This is a genomic window from Gemmatimonas sp., assembly GCF_027531815.1.
Taxonomy (GTDB): Bacteria; Gemmatimonadota; Gemmatimonadetes; order Gemmatimonadales; family Gemmatimonadaceae; genus Gemmatimonas.
Genome location: NZ_JAPZSK010000008.1, coordinates 18885 through 34683 on the forward strand (window position 1 = coordinate 18885; position 15799 = coordinate 34683).

13 protein-coding genes are annotated in these 15799 nt (G+C 68.4%); 6 read left to right on the top strand and 7 right to left on the bottom strand.

The window, feature by feature from the left end:
- The first annotated feature begins 158 nt into the window (after window positions 1-158).
- Entirely contained in the window at window positions 159-1361 is a 1203-nt protein-coding gene (locus O9271_RS11500; RefSeq protein WP_298269694.1) for a glycosyltransferase family 1 protein, read from the top strand.
- On the opposite strand, the gene O9271_RS11505 is transcribed toward O9271_RS11500, so the two are convergent.
- From O9271_RS11505 to O9271_RS11530, 6 genes are all read right to left on the bottom strand, one after another.
- On the bottom strand, window positions 1312-2460 hold the full coding sequence (locus O9271_RS11505; RefSeq protein WP_298269695.1) for a glycosyltransferase family 1 protein: 1149 nt from the start codon (window positions 2458-2460) through the stop codon (window positions 1312-1314). The two genes, O9271_RS11500 and O9271_RS11505, sit on opposite strands and share 50 nt — an antisense overlap.
- Before the next feature lie 38 nt (window positions 2461-2498).
- Complete coding sequence (locus O9271_RS11510) at window positions 2499-3737, bottom strand: glycosyltransferase (protein ID WP_298269698.1); 1239 nt, start codon at window positions 3735-3737, stop codon at window positions 2499-2501.
- Between the two features lie 3 nt (window positions 3738-3740).
- Complete coding sequence (locus tag O9271_RS11515; RefSeq protein WP_298269700.1) at window positions 3741-4256, bottom strand: phosphatase PAP2 family protein; 516 nt, start codon at window positions 4254-4256, stop codon at window positions 3741-3743.
- Between the two features lie 103 nt (window positions 4257-4359).
- On the bottom strand, window positions 4360-6237 hold the full coding sequence (locus O9271_RS11520) for an ankyrin repeat domain-containing protein (RefSeq protein ID WP_298269703.1): 1878 nt from the start codon (window positions 6235-6237) through the stop codon (window positions 4360-4362).
- Window positions 6238-6257: 20 nt separating this feature from the next.
- The gene (locus tag O9271_RS11525) at window positions 6258-7637 is read right to left on the bottom strand and encodes a DUF1552 domain-containing protein (RefSeq protein ID WP_298269706.1); all 1380 of its coding nucleotides are present in this window, start codon (window positions 7635-7637) and stop codon (window positions 6258-6260) included.
- Window positions 7638-7645: 8 nt separating this feature from the next.
- Window positions 7646-10159, bottom strand: a complete 2514-nt coding sequence (locus O9271_RS11530) for a DUF1592 domain-containing protein (RefSeq protein WP_298269711.1) — start codon at window positions 10157-10159, stop codon at window positions 7646-7648.
- A gap of 173 nt (window positions 10160-10332) precedes the next feature.
- Between O9271_RS11530 and O9271_RS11535 the strand changes: the two genes are divergently transcribed.
- A complete protein-coding gene (locus O9271_RS11535) occupies window positions 10333-10749 on the top strand; it encodes a hypothetical protein (protein ID WP_298269715.1) in 417 nt (138 codons plus the stop codon).
- Window positions 10750-10779: 30 nt separating this feature from the next.
- Here O9271_RS11535 and O9271_RS11540 read toward each other — a convergent pair whose 3' ends face one another.
- Window positions 10780-13323 (bottom strand): zinc-dependent metalloprotease, encoded by a 2544-nt coding sequence (locus O9271_RS11540; RefSeq protein ID WP_298269717.1) that lies wholly within the window; start codon window positions 13321-13323, stop codon window positions 10780-10782.
- A 142-nt stretch (window positions 13324-13465) separates the two neighbouring features.
- On the opposite strand from O9271_RS11540, the gene O9271_RS11545 reads away from it, so the two are divergent.
- From O9271_RS11545 to O9271_RS11560, 4 genes are read left to right on the top strand one after another with little or no spacing between them, the layout of a single operon-like run.
- Window positions 13466-14269 (top strand): glycosyltransferase family 2 protein, encoded by an 804-nt coding sequence (locus O9271_RS11545; protein ID WP_298269720.1) that lies wholly within the window; start codon window positions 13466-13468, stop codon window positions 14267-14269.
- Window positions 14270-14328: 59 nt separating this feature from the next.
- Window positions 14329-14829 (top strand): hypothetical protein, encoded by a 501-nt coding sequence (locus O9271_RS11550; RefSeq protein ID WP_298269723.1) that lies wholly within the window; start codon window positions 14329-14331, stop codon window positions 14827-14829.
- Between the two features lie 4 nt (window positions 14830-14833).
- On the top strand, window positions 14834-15352 hold the full coding sequence (locus tag O9271_RS11555) for an L-2-amino-thiazoline-4-carboxylic acid hydrolase (RefSeq protein ID WP_298269725.1): 519 nt from the start codon (window positions 14834-14836) through the stop codon (window positions 15350-15352).
- On the top strand, window positions 15349-15792 hold the full coding sequence (locus O9271_RS11560; protein WP_298269727.1) for a hypothetical protein: 444 nt from the start codon (window positions 15349-15351) through the stop codon (window positions 15790-15792). Before O9271_RS11555 ends, O9271_RS11560 begins: the two co-directional genes overlap by 4 nt.
- The last annotated feature ends 7 nt before the right edge of the window (window positions 15793-15799 follow it).

Below are 15799 nucleotides of genomic sequence, written 5' to 3' on the forward strand. Positions count from 1 at the left end.
CCCGCTTTTCGGGCCGAGCCGCAACAAGAGGCACGCCAGACGGTTTGCCATGGGACGAAATGCGGGGCGCCATCCCCGGCATATATGTGACCGCGCGTTGACGGTCCCGTGACAGTCGGTCGCGCCGCTGAGATATGGCCGTCGCACACTCCCACCTGATGCCACGCCTTCTCGTTTGCACCGACAGCTTCCCGCCCCAGCTCAATGGAGTGAGCGTCGTGACGGCCAGCATGGTGACCGGTTTGACCGCGCGCGGGTGGGACTGCGCAGTGCTGGCGCCCGCCTACCCCCCGACGCTCTGCGCGGCGCTTTCCGAGCCACCTGTCCTGCGCCGTTTCTCGATATCGTCTCGCGCCCTGCCGTCGTACCCGGCGGTCCGACTCGCGTGGCCCCCCCTGCGGTTGGCGCACCGCATCATCCGGGACTTCCGTCCCGATCTGGTCCACTGCGCCACCGAATTCACCGTGGGGTGGGCCGGTCTGCGCGCGGCTCGCGCGTACGACGTACCGGTGGTGACCACGCATCACACGGACTTCTCGCGCTACTGCGATGCCTACGGCGTGCCGTTCCTGCGTCCGGTCGTGCAGCGCTGGCTCGGCGGCTTTCACCGGCGTGCGCAGCTTACGATGGCTCCGTCCACCACGGTCGAGCGCACGCTGCGCGCGATGCACGTTGGGCACACGGCCGTCTGGGGCGGAGGCGTGGATACCACGCATTTCTCGCCACGACACTTCTCGCTGCTGAGCCGCCATCGCTTTGCCATGGGTGCCGACTTCACCTTCCTGCATGTGGGCCGGCTCGCCCCCGAGAAGAACGTGGAGTTCGTGCTCGACGCCTTCGAGCATGTGCGCGTGCGCTTTCGCGAGCGTCGACTGCGCCTCATCATCGCCGGGGCCGGGCCGATCGAACGACGACTGCGGCAACGGGCCGGCGACGACGTGATCTTCCTGGGGGCCGTCGATCGGGTGCGCGACCTGCCCGCGCTGTACGCGAGTGCCGACGGATTCGTCACCGCGTCGGAGACCGAAACGCTCGGGCTGGTGGTGCTCGAGGCCATGGCGTCAGGGTTGCCCGTGGTGGCCTGTGACGCAGCTGGCGTGGGCGAGCATCTCGAACATGCGCGCAACGGACTCGCCTTTGCGCCGGGTGACATGAACGGCTGCGTGTCGGCCATGTCGCGTCTGGTGGCCGACGCCTCGCTGCACGAGCGACTGCGCGTCGGTGCCCGCGCGTCGGCCGAGTCCCTGTCCACCGATCGGGCACTGGATCAGCTGGATGCCCTGCTGCACAAGGTCATGGCTGCCGCCGCCGTCAGCTGTGGACCGTCAGCCTCGCCGCTGGTGATGACCCCTGCACGGTGAGATAGTCGTCGAACAACCGATCCCAGACGGCATCCCACGTGCACGCTGCCGAATGCTTGAGCGCCGCCTCACGGCGCAGATGGAGCGGCGTGCGATCATCGGTCAGCTGGGTCAGCAGAGAGGCGACCGCCGCGGCATCACCAGGCGGCGCCACCCACCCTCGATCGGGGAGCAGCACTTCGCGTGTCGGCGCGACGTCCGCGCCGATCACCGGCGTGCCCGACGCCATGGCTTCCAACATGACGTTGCCGAAGGTGTCGGTGGTGCTGGGGAACAGCAGGACATCGGCGCTTGCGTACGCCTCGCTCAGCGCAGCGCCCTCGAGGCGACCGGTAAAGGTACTCCCCTCCGGCGCACGGGATCGCGCAGACACATCACACGGCCCATCGCCAACCACCAGGAGTCGCACGGCCCCCGGTCTGGCGGCAGACGTCAGCCGCACCGCGTCGAGGGCAACGTCCACCTGTTTTTCGGCGGCGAGGCGCCCCACGTAGGCCGCCACGAGGGTGCCGTCGTGCGCCCCGATGGCCGCGCGAAATGCCGCCGATCGATAGCGGGGAGAAAAGCGGTGGCCGTCGACTCCGCGCGTCCATACGGTGCAGCGCTCGAATCCCTCGGCTTCCACCTCCCGCACGATGGCCGCGGTGGGGCAATACGTGCGACGACCGCCGTTGTGAAACCAGCGCAGGTAGGACCACCCGGGTCGCGCGAGAAGGCCCATACCGTAGTGCGCCGCGTACGCGGTGAAGCTGGTGTGATACGATGACACGAATGGGACATCGAGCGCTCGCGCCGCACGACGACCCGCCAACCCCATGCCGAACTCCGTCGCGGCATGGACGAGCGTTGGTTGGAACTCGCGAAGGCGCGCCATGACCGCGGACTGCCGCGGCCACGACAGGCGCAGCTGCGGGTAGGCTGGGAACGCGCGTCCCGGTGATCGCACGACATCCATGGCGTCGTGGGCGCCCGGTTCGTCGGTGGTGAACACCAGAACCTCACCGCCGCGCTCCCGCAGGGCGGTCGTCAGACGGTCCAGGGTGCGCGCCACCCCGTTCACCTGCGGGCTGAAGGTGTCGGAGAAGAGTGCGAGCCGCACACCCGCCATGCGGCCGGCGCACCGTAGCGACGCGGCATTCACCGTCGCAGGGACGCGTACAGGGCGAAGAGGCGGTCGAACACGTGCGCCCAACTGTGCTCCGCCACGGCATAGCCGTGCGCGCGAGCACCGAGCACCGTCAGATCCGACCCGAGCAGGCACGCCGCCGCGTGCACCAGGGAGGTCGCGTCTCCCGGTTCGTAGCAGAGGCCGGCACCGCTCTTCGCCACATGTTCCGCCACACCACCGCGGTTGACGCTCAGGACCGGTGTGCCGCAGGCCATGGCTTCGACGGCGGCCAGGCCGAAGGTCTCCGCCGGCCCGGGAGCCACGTACAGGTCGGCCGCGGCCAGCAGTGCCGCCAACTGCGTCCGGTCGCTCACGAAGGGCTGAAACAGCACGCGCCGCGCGTACGGGTGTGCCCGCAGCCTGGCCGCGTCGGGGCCCGCGCCCACCAGCATCAGTCGGGCGCCCGTCTGCGCCTCCACGCGACTCCAGGCGTCGAGCACCACGTCGAGCTCCTTCTCGCGCGCGAACCGGCCGGCGAAGACGGCGAGCGGCGCGTCGGGGAGGCCAAGGTGCGCCCGCAACGCCCACCCTGTGGGGCGTCGCGCCGGCGTGAACGTGTCGACATCCACCCCCAGCGGGACACGCTCCACGCGCCCGAAGCCGTTGGCCTCGAGTTCGCGCTTGCCGCTCTCGGTGGCCACGATGGCCACGGCGCACCGTCGCGCAATCTGGCGCAGGTACCGCCAGACGAGGGGCGTCACGTGCGGGCGGAGCGATGCCGGCGTGACGTTCGAGACGACACGGGCCACGTCGGTGTGATGGAAATACGCCAGCGGCACAGGCGTGTGCCGCACCGCCTGGTGCACCAGCCAAGGCACAAGGAAGGGACTCCCGATTTCGATCAGATCGGGCTGTTCGTGCCGAATGACGCGTGCGATGGAACGGGAGGCGAGCAGGAAGCGGTAGGGGCGATGACGGGGAATGGACGGGCCGCGCATCCGCACGAAGCGGACACCCGATGCATCGTCGATGGCATCTTCATTGCCGGGGACGAGCACCACCTGCCGCAGCTGACGACGCGCGGCCACGTATCGTCCTTTCTCGAGCAGGTAGGTGCGGATGCCGCCACTGGTCTCGCCAAACCACTCGGTGGCGTCGAGCACCGTGAGCTCCGCATCGGGGCGCGGGTTCGCCGGCAACTCGGCGGTGGCCAGGTGCAGGCGGCGTGGCGCCGCAGCAAGCCCAGAGGTAAGTGGAACGCTGGTCATGCGTCAGCGCAGGATCGGGAACGCTGTCATCAACGCAATGGCCTGCCCTACGACCACGTCTCCCGGGTAGTGCACACCCAGCATCACCCGCGAGAAGCCCACCAGCCCCGCCACCACCAGCAAGGGAACAGCGCAGGTGGGGAAGGCCGTGGCGAATCCAATGGCCACCGCCATGGCGGCGCAGGAGTGACCGCTGGGGAAGGAGAAGCGATCCGGAACCTCCACCAGCGACGTGAACGTCGGTGCCGTCGACGGCCGGGGACGGCCCACGGTGCGTTTCACGATCTGCACGACGAGATGCGACCACCCCAGCAGCAGCAGCGTACGCCAGCAGAGGCGCAGGTCGACGGCGGGAAAGAGCAGCGCCAGCACCGTGAGACCGATGCTGGCGCGCGCACCCCCGAGATGCGTGATGCAGGACCAGAAGGTGCGGGCGGCGCTGCCGCTGCCCGGTGACAGGCACAGCCGGGCGAAGATCGCGCGATCACTCGCGTCGAGACGCTGAATCCATGGAGGCATGGTCGACAAGCTCGACCCGCTTCGGCACGGCGGCGTGTTGACCCGGCAACGGCTACGTAAAGGGACGCCGACGGCTGTGTCATGCCGTCGGCGACTCAGCGCATCAGCAGCTCACGCACCGGTGGTTGTTCTTCGCGCCCATCCCTTCGAGCAGCTTGATCGTATCGAGGTAGGGCGAGGTGCGCTGCACCGGGCCGTTGGCCATGTCCACGGTGGTTTGCCCGGAGCGCGCCACCAGCGTGGGGTCGGCACCCTTCGACACCAGGTACAGGATCATGGCGTTGTCACCGCGCGCGGCGGCGTGGTGCAGCGGGGTGTAGCCGGCGAAGTCGCGCGCGTTCACGTCGGCGCCCAGCTCTTCCACCAGGAACTTCACGCTTGGCATCCAGCCATCGGTCACGTGACGGTGGTCGTTGGCAGCAAACCCGGTACCGTAACCCACGCCGGCCGCCGCATGAATGGGCAGGATGCCAAGGCCGCCGACCGGTACAGGAGGCAGCCCCGACGGATCAGCGGCGGGTGCCGTCGCGCCACCACGCCGTACTCGTGCCGGTGGTTTGATGGTGCCGACTTTGGGATCGGCACCGGCGGCCAGCAACAGCTTCATGGCCGCCACGTCGGTCGCATACGCGGCGCGCAGAAACGGCGTGGCCCCGTTGAAGTCCACGCCCAGGTTGTCGCGATTGTAGGTGGTGTACCAGAGGGAACGCGACAGACGGGCATTGGGATCGGCCTTGGCCGCAAGGAGTGCCTGCATGACCTCGAGATACGTGGCCTTCTGCTGCAGCTGAAACGCCGGCTGCGGCGTGCGGGTGCTGGGCGCCCACTCCTTGTTGAGCACCCCGAACAGCGGTCCCGCACCGGCGTCGCTGTACAGGTTGGGGTTGGCGCCGCGGCGCACGAGCACCATGGCCAGGTCGTAGTGGCCATTGATGGTGGCCATGAGCAGCGGGCTCGTATGGTCGCCCAGGCTCACCTGGTTGATGTCGGCACCGCCGTCGAGGAGCGCTTCCGTGGTCTCGATTTCTCCCTCGCGGACCGCCAGCAGCAGCGCGGAGAGTCCACCCTGCCGCCCCATGAGCTCGTTGTAGGCCGGGTTGTCATCATCGAGGCCACGACCGCCCTGCGCGGCGAGTCGCGCCTCCTCCGCTGCTGTGGCATCGCGCACGCCGGCGATGGCCTGCGCGGTTGCCTCGGCCCGCTCGACGTCACGGGACGCCTTGACGGCGGCCTGCACCTGCTCGGGGCTAGGCATCCAGTTGGGGTTGTTCGCCTGTCCCTGCTTCTCCCGCAGTTGCTGCAGCATGGCGTCGCGCCGCATCTTGGCCTGCCGATCCTGCGCGGCGCTGGCCATGATATCCATGGTGCGCGCCGCCAGTGCGGGGTTGGCACCGGCCTTGAGCAGCATTCGCACCGCCTCGGTGCGGCCACGGCCGGCGGCCAACATGAGCGGGGTCTGGTTCCACCCCGGCTCCAGGGCGTTCACATCGGCCCCCGCCTTGAGCAGCGCCGACACCGAGGCCGGTACACCGGCCAGCGCGGCGAGATGCAGCGCGGTTACGCCTTCCGACGTCGTGGCCCGCACGTCGGCTTTGGCCGCCAGCAGCTGGCGCACAATGGCCGCGTGCCCCGCGGCGCTGGCCACATGAAGGGGCTGATACGCCCCCACGCGCGTGGTTGCCGCCAGCGGGGCCTTCGCACGCAGCAGGAGGGCACTCATGACGGAGTCGCCGCGCTGCGCCGCCCAATGCAGGGCGGTCATGCCGTCCCCTTGCGCCACGCTGGCGCTGACGCCCCTGGCCAGGAGGGCGCGTACCGTCGCGAGATCGCCCTGCATGGCGGCATCGGCCACGGGCGCGGCCGCCGGTTCGGCCGACACCGACCATTGCCTCCCGTGGTGCGCGTCGGGGGCGAGCGGGGGCGCGATGCCGGGACCCAGTAACACCAGCGGCAGCAGCGCCGCACTCACTCCGTGCCTCATGTGCTCCGTGCCTCCCCGCCTCAGAAGGTGAACTCGCCGGTGCTGTCGCCGAACGTCTGCAGGTCGTCCATGCCCATGCGATGCAGGAGACTGAGCATGGCGTTGGCCATGGGTGTGCCGTCGGGGGCCTTGAGGTGCTGGTTGCCGGACGCGACGCCATGGCCACCGCCGAGGAAGATCAGCGGACAGCGGCGATGGTTGTGCGTGTTGCTGTCCGACATGGGCGAGCCGTAAATGATCGTCGTGCGATCGAGGAGCGGCACGTCGCCATCCATCGTCGTCCGGAGCTTCTCCAGCAGGTAGGGCAGGAGGCTCACATGGTACCGGTTGATCTCGGCGAACTCCTTCACGCGCGCCGGATTGTTGCCGTGGTGCGAGGCCGGGTGGAAGCCGGTCATGACCCCGCTGTCCGGGTACACACGCGCCGAGGCGTCGCGCCCCATCTTGAAGGAGAAGACGCGCGTCATGTCGGCCTGCAGCGCCAGCACCTGCAGGTCGAACATCAGCTTCACGTGATCCCCGAAGCTGTCCGGCACGCCGGCAGGAGCACCGGCCAGTTCACGCTCCTCGCCCGACTGGTTTCGCGCTTCCACCTGCTGGATGCGCCGCTCGATCTCGCGAACGTGCTCGAGATACTGCCCCATGCGCTGGCGGTCGGCGGTGCCGAGTTCGCGATTGAGTTGCGCGACCCGTCCGGTGATCCAGTCGAGAATGCTGCCGGTGCTGCGATTGCGAGCCGCGCGCTCTTCCGGCGTGCCGCCCGCCCCGAACAGCTGTTCGAACGCCACCCGTGGGTCGCGGATCATCGGCAGCGGCTCCGTCGGAGAGCTCCAGCTGATCGAGTCCGTATACATGCAGGAATAGCCGTACGCACACCCGCCCGCACGGTCGAGCGGCTCGATGCACAGCTGCATGCTGGGAATGGGCGTAGCCTGTCCGAAGCGCTGGGCGTACAGCTGATCCAGCGACGTGCCGGCAAAGATGTTCGACCCCTCGGTTTGCGTGGGGTGCGACTGCGTGAGGAACACCGCACTCGACCGGAAGTGATCACCCCCGATCTCTTCCGGCTTGTACGCCTCCGCCATGCGCACATCGGTGTTGCTGATGATCGTGAGATATTTGCGCCACGGTTCGAGCGGCGAGAGCGACGTCTTGCTGAGATCGAAGGCGCGTCCGGTCGTGGGCGGCGACCAGAGATGCTCGGTGAGCCCGAAGGGCGCGCACCCGGCCGCCCCGTGCACCATTTCCAGCGCCAGCAGGCGCGTGGGGTTGGCGGCATGGCCGATGCGCCCCATGGCGTGCACCGGCATCATGGCCTCGAGATAGGGCAGCGCCACCATGGTGCCCATTCCCTTGAGGAACGTACGTCGTGGCAGCGGCTGGCGGAGGAGGTTGGCCATGATGGGACTCAGCGATGGAGTGAGGCCGCGCCGGAGGCGCCGCTTTCGACAGTGGGAGACGACTCGATCTTCTGCATGCGGAAGGCGGGACTCTTCACGACACCCATGATGTACGCCGACATGCGGTGCTGCTGGCGCCCGGCGTCGCGCACAATGCGCCGCACACTGGGCATGTCGGTGGCTTCCATCCGACGGCCCACCGCATACGCCATGAGGTTGCGGGTGAAGGTGCGCATGAGCGCCTCCTCCCGCCGCAGCAGCGCCGTTTGCAGTTGCACGGCGTTGGAGGCGGTGCTGCCGTCCCAGAGATCGCCCCTCGAGTCGATGGGCATGCCGTTGTCGCGCAGCCGCACCTTGCCCGTCGCGTCGTACTGCTCGAGCGCCAGGCCAATGGGGTCCATCATCTTGTGGCAGCTGCTGCACGAGGGGTTCTTGCGATGCTGCTCCATGCGCTCGCGCACGGTGAGCGGACGGCCCCCATCGGTGCCGGGCGTGGCCTCGAGGTCTGGCACCCCTGGCGGTGGCGGCGGCGGCGGGCTGTTGAGCAGCACTTCCATGACCCACTTGCCACGGTCCACCGCCGAGGTGCGGGTGGCGTGCGAGGTGAGCGTGAGGATACTGGCGTGCGAGAGCAGCCCGCGACGCGTTGCGTCGGGATACGACACGCGGCGGAAGGCTGGCCCCACCACCTGCTTCATGCCGTAGTGCTGCGCCAACCGTTCGTTCACGAAGGTGTAGTCGGCGCGATACAGGTCGAGCACCGGTCGGTCCCGCCGCACGAGATCATCGAAGAACAACTCGGTCTCGCGGCGCATGGCCGTGCGAAGCTGTTCGTCGAAGTCGGGATACTGTCGAATGTCCGGGGTGACCACGTCCAGATCGGGCAGCCGCAGCCACTGCGCCGCGAAGCGGGTCGAGAGCGCGTGGGCGCGCGGGTCGGCCAGCATGCGCTTCACTTCGCGCTCGAGACCACCCGGTTGGGACAGCGCGCCACGAGCCGCCACGGTGAGCAAGGCGTCGTCGGGGGGCGCAGACCAGAGGAAAAAACTGAGTCGCGACGCCAGATCGATATCACGCAACGCGTACCGCCCGCTTTTCGGCGCGGTGCTGGGGGCACGCTCGAAGCGGAAGACGAAATCGGGGCTCGCCAGCATGCCCTCGAGCGCCAGGCGCACGCCCTGTTCGAAATTGCCGCCGCGTGTCCGCTCGGCGTCGTACAGCGCCATGAGTCCCCCACGATCCTCGTCCGTGAGTGGGCGGCGATATGCCTGCGTGCCCAGCCGGTTGACGATCGACAGCGCGCACGGCCGCTCCGCCGCGGCGGTCGTGGGGTGACAGCTGAACAGCCGGCGCCGAATGTGCGAATCGCTCACCCCGCTCGGCGCATAGGGCCCCGTGATGGTGAGCTCACGCAAGTGCGGCAGCAGCGTAAAGCCGTACGCCACGGCGTTGGAGGTGCTGTTGAGCGAGTACTTGAGTGGCGAAATGAGATCCTGCACGACGCCCTGAAAGCGCGGCGGCACGAACGCGGCCGACACCTTGTGCGGCCCGGCGGTGACGCGCACCGGTGGGGCACCCTGCGCCACGCCGTTCGGATCGGAGGCGTGCATGAACCGGTCGATCTCTACCAACGCCACGCGCTCGCCGTCGATCGCGATTTCGAGCGCCTCCCCGCGGGCGAGACCGCCCGCGAACGCGCCCGTGGTCTCGTGGAAGAAGTTGACACCGAAACGATACTCCCCATCGGCCGGGAAGAGGTGGGTCACCACCATGCCGCCGCGGGTCCCGAACGGTGCCCCTTCCACGTGCGCCGTCTGCGACGCCAGCTTCGGCATGGTATAGGTCGTGGCGCCGGCGCTGGCGCGCGGATTACCCACGGCGAGCCAGCTGATGTCGCCGGCCGCGCGCAGATAGGCACCGAGCAGCGTGGGCGAAAGCGCCTGCACATCGGCAATGTTGTCGAAGTTGTCGCTCTTTGTATCGGGGGGCAGATACTGTGCCGCATCGATTTCCACCCCCAGCAGCTGCTTCACCGCCGCCTGATACTCGGCCCGATTGAGTCGCTGAAAAGTGCGGCGGCCGGGATCGGGATCGATGGTCGCCACCGAATCGAGGCGCGTTTCGAGCTCCATCACGAGCGCGTCGAGCGTATCGCCCACCGGACGCGCCGACCCCACCGGCGGCATCATGCCGGTGCGCAACTTGGCCACCATGCGCTCGGCGATATCGGCCTGGGCGAACGGCGACGCGACGTCGAAGCGCGACAGGGTGAGGTTGCCGCGCTTCATGGTGTCGTTGTGGCACTTGCCGCAGTACTGCTTCACGACCCCGTTGAGCGCCGCCGGCGCGAGCCGGGCGGGCGCGCGCGTCGTGCCGGCCCGGCGGAGTACGGGATGAATGGCCGCCGGATTGCGGGGCGCTGCGCCAGCAGCTTCGGGGCGAGGGTTGGGACGCGCGATGCCGGGGGGAGGGGACAGCAGGGCAACGGAAAGCGTCACAGCCAGCGCGGACAGCATCTTCATGCCGCACCTCAGTACGTGATGTCGCGAAAATCGACTTTGCAGCGCCTACCTGTAGAGGGAAGGTGCGGGGTGGAGGGACAGGGCGCAAGAAACCCGCAATCGGACGCAGCGGTATGGGGCAAAGACCGCCCCTCCATTGACGGACCGGCCACCGATCCGGAAGTTCCTGTCCCATGACCGCCTCCCCCCACACCTTGCTGCCGATCGTGCTTGCGAGCGCGGTGCTCTCCCTAGCCGGGGCGACGCTCGACGCTCAGCCCCCAGTGGGTTCGCCGCCGCCCGCCAAAGCCGCGCCAGTGGTGCCCGCCGCGGTACCCGACAGCACGCGGCAGGCCATTGAATCCTTCGCCAAGCTGCAGCTCGCGCTGAACGGGCTGCGCGACCGGGAGCAGGCCGAATTGGCGGAGCCGCGCAACAAGAAGGTGGAAACACAGGCCGAGCTTCGCACCAAACACCGGGCGCTCCGCGCGGATACGCTCAAGGCGCACGGGTTCACGCCGGCGCAAGTCAGCGCCATGACGTTGCGGTTGAGTGGCGACGACGCTCTGCGCGCCCTCTTTGAGTCCACGATGGAGCGGCTGGCCAAGTAGCCGCTCCATCACGTGGGATACGTGGGGGCGTTACTTGTCGCTGTCGAGGATGGCCGCCGCGCGTGCAGCCACGTCCGCCCAGTGTGCCTGAAGCGTGGGTGAGGTGGCGGCGCTGGCAAAGCGGCGCGCATCACTCTGGACGGAGCGCAGCTGTGCCCGGGCGAGCGCCGGCAGGTCGCTCTGCGGCACGCTGGGAGCGGAGACGAACGGGGTGTAGCGAGCCGCTTGCCCCCCGCCGAATCCACCACCGCCCGGTCCCGAAGCTGGAGCCGCTGCGGGCGGGGCAATGAGCGCCTCCAGTCGCTGCAGATAGACCCGCTGCAGCGCGCGCCGATGCGCATCGGCCCGCGCCCCGGGGAATAGCGCCCGCCGCAGGTCGGTCATGTACTCCGCCAGCGGATAGGCGTTGCCAGCGTCGTACCGCTCGGCTTCCGCGAGCCGGCCGAGCCGAGCGGGGGAGAGGAGACTGCTGACGACGCCGGCGGCGCGTGTGCCGACCACGTTCGACGGGCCGATGCGGGTGATGATGCTGGTGGGGGCCAACCACTCCGGGGCGTCGAAGATCTGATTGCCGATGAACGTGAGGGCCGCCTTCTGCCGTGCGCTTGGTACCACGCGAAACACCGCGCCGGGTTGCTCCGCGACCTTGAGGTCCACCTCCACGCCGCCGACCACGGTGGCCACGTGGTTGATGTTGCCGAACCAGCGCCCCACGGTTTCCTCGTACAGCTCGCGGAGTTCGGTGAAATCGGCGCCCGGGGTCGCTGTCCACGCCGCCAGGTTGGGCAGGACGCGCTTGTAGTTCGCCGTGGAATAGGTGGTGGCCTTGAGCGGATCGTCGCCAAGGTCCTCCGTCTGGTTGCGCGGATCACCGGCGGCGAGCTGCTGCGACGCGAAGCGATAGGGGAACGGGCCGCTCTGCTGCGTCAGCCACCGATTGAGTATGACGCGTTCTGCCTCGGCGGTAGGGGCGTTCGTCACCCGATAGCCCCAGTTGATGGCGAAATCGTCGAACGGACCAACGCGTCGGATGAAGTCCTTGGGCTGGAGCCCGTCACCCGGCTGCGCCACGTAATTCTGGCGCGCGTAGTCCATGATGGTGGCACTCACGCCGTACACGCGCGTGAAGCTCGGGCTGCGCAGCGAGTCCACCGGGAAGGAGGCCGACGCAATCATGTTGTGCTGCAGCCCCAGCGCGTGGCCGATCTCGTGGGTGATGACCTGACGCATCGTCTCGCCCATGAGCTCCTCGGGAATGTCGAGCGAGCGGGCCGCCGGGTTGGCGGCTCCGGTCTCCATAATGAGCCAGTTGCGGTAGGAGCGCATGTGGTTGTGGTACCACGTGATCTCGCTGTTGATGATCTCACCAGAGCGCGGGTCGTGGGTGTGCGGCCCGGTGGCGTTGCGCACGAGACTCGCGGCCCAGCGCACGATGCTGTAGCGCGCGTCATCCATGTCGAAATCGGGATCGTCGGCCTTGGACGGCGCATCCCGCGCGATGATGGCGTTCTTGAAGCCCGCCTTCTCGAACACCTGCTGCCAGTTCTCCACCCCTTCCTTCACATAGCGCCTCCAGCGCATGGGCGTTGCCGGATCGAGGTAGTAGATGATGGGCTTGACCGGCTCTACCAGTTCGCCGCGGGCGTAGGCCGCGGGATCCTTGGGTTCGAGGCGCCAGCGGGTAATGAACTCCTCCCGCTCCGCCTTCTGCACATCGAGCCCGTAGTTCACGCGGGCCACCGAGAAGTAGCCCACGCGCTCGTCGGCAAACCGCGGACGCATGGGAACCTTGGGGAGGAGCACGAGGGACTGCCGTGTCTCCATCGTGACCGTGGCGCCGTCCGCATCGCTCGGCGGGGTGGCGGCGTCGAAGGTCTGCACCTGCCGGACTTCGATGTTGATGGGGAAGCCGCGCATGCCGGCGATGTAGCTGCGCGCCGGATCGAAGCGACGCACACCGTAGGCCCGACGCTGCGCCGCGTCCAGTCCCGACGTGGCCGGGGTGTCGTTGCCGAAGAACTCCGTGACATCCACCACGTACGACGTACTGTCCTTGCCGTACGCGGCAATGGGGAAAGCGCCGATGATGGCGGGATAGTTGTTCTGCGCCACGCTCCGGGCAATGGGCAGCGAATCGTCAGCCACGGCACCGGTGCTGATGCTCTTGAGCAGCACCCGATCGTTCGCGCGTTCCCAGCGTACGAGTCGCTCGACCAGCGAACTGCCGGCGCTGAGAAACCCACCGGCACCGGCCGGCACCCCCGACACGCGGGACACCATGAGGAAGTCACGGCCGGCCAGCGAGTCGGGTACCTCGAAGAACCAGCGGTCGTCGACCCGATGCACGGTGATGCTTCCACGATCGGTACGCGCGCGTGCCGTGATCACCTGGGCGTAGGGCCGTGGTCCGCGGCGGGCGCCGGCGGCCGATTCCGGCGCGGTGCCTCCCGTTGCGGGCGGCTGTGCGGCGGCTCCCGGTGGCGCACCCTGCGCCATCACGGCACTCGCGACGGTACACAGCGCAAGTGCGGCACCGGAAATCGGCGCGAACGAAAAGGTTCTGGAAATCGGCATGTGAGACGAGGGTGGCGGGAACTTCGGGAATGGGGCACGATGTAAAATACTGGTGACGGCCGCAGCATTCGCGTGGTAGAGCGGAACGGCCCAACGCCGCAGCACCAGCGGCAATTCTCCATGTTCGCCCGCGAGCCGATCCGTGCCCAGTGCTTCCCTCGTGATTGCTACGTACAACTGGCCTGAGGCGCTCGATCTGGTCCTGCGCAGTGTGCGTGCCCAGCGCCAAATGCCGACCGAGGTGCTCGTGGCCGACGACGGATCCGGCGAGGCCACGCGGCACGTGGTGACGGCACACCAGACGGATTTCCCCGTGCCCTTGCTGCATGTGTGGCATGAAGATCGGGGCTTTCGCCTGGCCGCCATTCGCAACGAGGCCATTCGACGGGCATCGGGCGACTACATCATTCAGATTGACGGGGACATGGTGCTGCATCCGCGCTTCGTCGCGGCGCACGCACGCTTTGCCCAACGCGGGGCCTATGTGCAGGGGAGTCGGTGCCTCCTGGGGCCGAACCTCACGCAGGCATTGCTGCGCGACCGACAGCATGCGGTGGCGTGGTTCGCGGCCGACTTGCGCAACCGGCAGAACGCCTGGTATCTGCCATGGCTGGCCCCGTTCGTCCGCGGTCCGCGGGACCCGAACCGACGTACCCGCGGGTGTCATATGGCATTCTGGCGGGACGACCTGTGCCTCGTGAATGGCTACGACGAAAGCTTCGTGGGCTGGGGCCGCGAAGACAGTGAGCTGGCCGCGCGGCTCATCCACAGCGGCATTCGCCGACGCAACTTCAAGTTCGGCGCCGTGGCGTACCATCTGTGGCACGAGGAAGCGTGCCGTGGGCGGTTCAGCGTGAATGAAAGCCGCTACGAGGCCACGCTGCGGGAAAAACGCCGGCGCTGCCTGCACGGGCTCGTCGGCGAGTTCCCCGAGGCCGTCGTATAGCACACACCGGTGGCGTGCCGCCCATGGCGAGGGGACCGTTGAACGGCTAACGTTGCGCCATGCCTCGCTCTGGTCTTCACACCGTTGCCGGCCGCGCCCTCGCCGCACGTGGCGCAAGCGTCGTGCTGGCCGCGTCCGTCTCGCTGGTGGCGGGGTGTTATTCATACAAGCCACTGGCCGTCGCCAGCGTGCCGGCGCGCACCGAGGTGCGGTTGGTGTTCAGTGCGGAAGGGGCCAGGCAGCTGCGGGAGGCAGCCGGATTCGAGATGCGGCAGCTGGACGGCATCGTGGTGCGCACGCTGGCCGACACGGCCGTGCTCATGAAGCCATCCGCCCTCATCACGGTCGACGGGGATGAACTGCCGTGGCGTCGCGGCGATCTGCTGGTGCCCTGGCGCACCGTCGCGCAATCGCAGCAGCGCACCATCGACAAGCGGCGGAGCCGAGGCTTTGCGGCGGTCATGGGCGCGGTGTTCACCGGCGTGGTGTACTTCGCCCTCAAGAGCATCGCGGGTGGCGGCGGTGCCACCGCGCAATCGGGCGGCGGTGTCCCGGAGTGACCCCATGAACCTTCCCACCAACGCCGAACTCAACGCGATCGGTGTGCTGCGCCGTCGCCTCATCGAGGCGCGGGTGCTCGCGCCGGTGCTCGACGCCCTCGGCACCCGTTTCGGCCGCGACGAGGTGCTGGCGGTGGCGCGCGATGTCATCGTCGCGCTGGCGCACGAGCAGGGGGAGGAATTGGCGCAGGCGGTCGGCGGCTGTTCGCTCCGGCACTTCGAGGGCACGCTCGATCGCTGGCAGGCCGACGACGCGCTGCACATCACCGTGCGCGAGTCCGCCCCGGAACGATTCGCCTTCGACGTGACGCGCTGCCGCTACGCCGAGATGTACCGGGAGTTGGGCATCCCGGAACTCGGCGCCATTCTCTCGTGTAATCGCGACGCCGCGCTCATTGGCGGCTTCAATCCCGACGTGTCCTTTACGCGCACGCAGACCATCATGGGCGGCGCCTCACACTGCGACTTCGTGTACACCCTCACCCGCGCCACGCCACCCACGTCTTCCATCCGGACCGTGTGATGTACGAGATCCTGCTCAAGCTCCACAACGTGCTCGCCTGGCTGGTGCTCGGCACCGGTTTCTTCGTCATCGTGAAGGCGCTGGGCGCGCGCACCACCTGGAGTGTGCCGGAAACCGCCTGGGTGCGCCGCCTCACGCTGCTGGTGCACCTGCAGCTGGTGGCGGGGCTGGCGCTGTGGTTCGTCAGTCCGGCCGTTTCGGCGGCCCGATCGACCATGGGAGAGACCATGAAAGATGCGGCGCTTCGACGGCTCGTGGTCGAGCATCCCACACTCATGCTTGCGGCCGTGATCACCGCAACCGTGACCAGCGTGCTGGTGCGCAAGGCGGGGAGCAGCGAGGCCCAGGCGAAAAAGGCGCTGGTCGGCACCGCCGTGACGCTGCTGCTGGTGGCCGCCATGATTCCATGGCAGCGCCTGACCGGCAGCTGGACCTCGTGAGCAACGC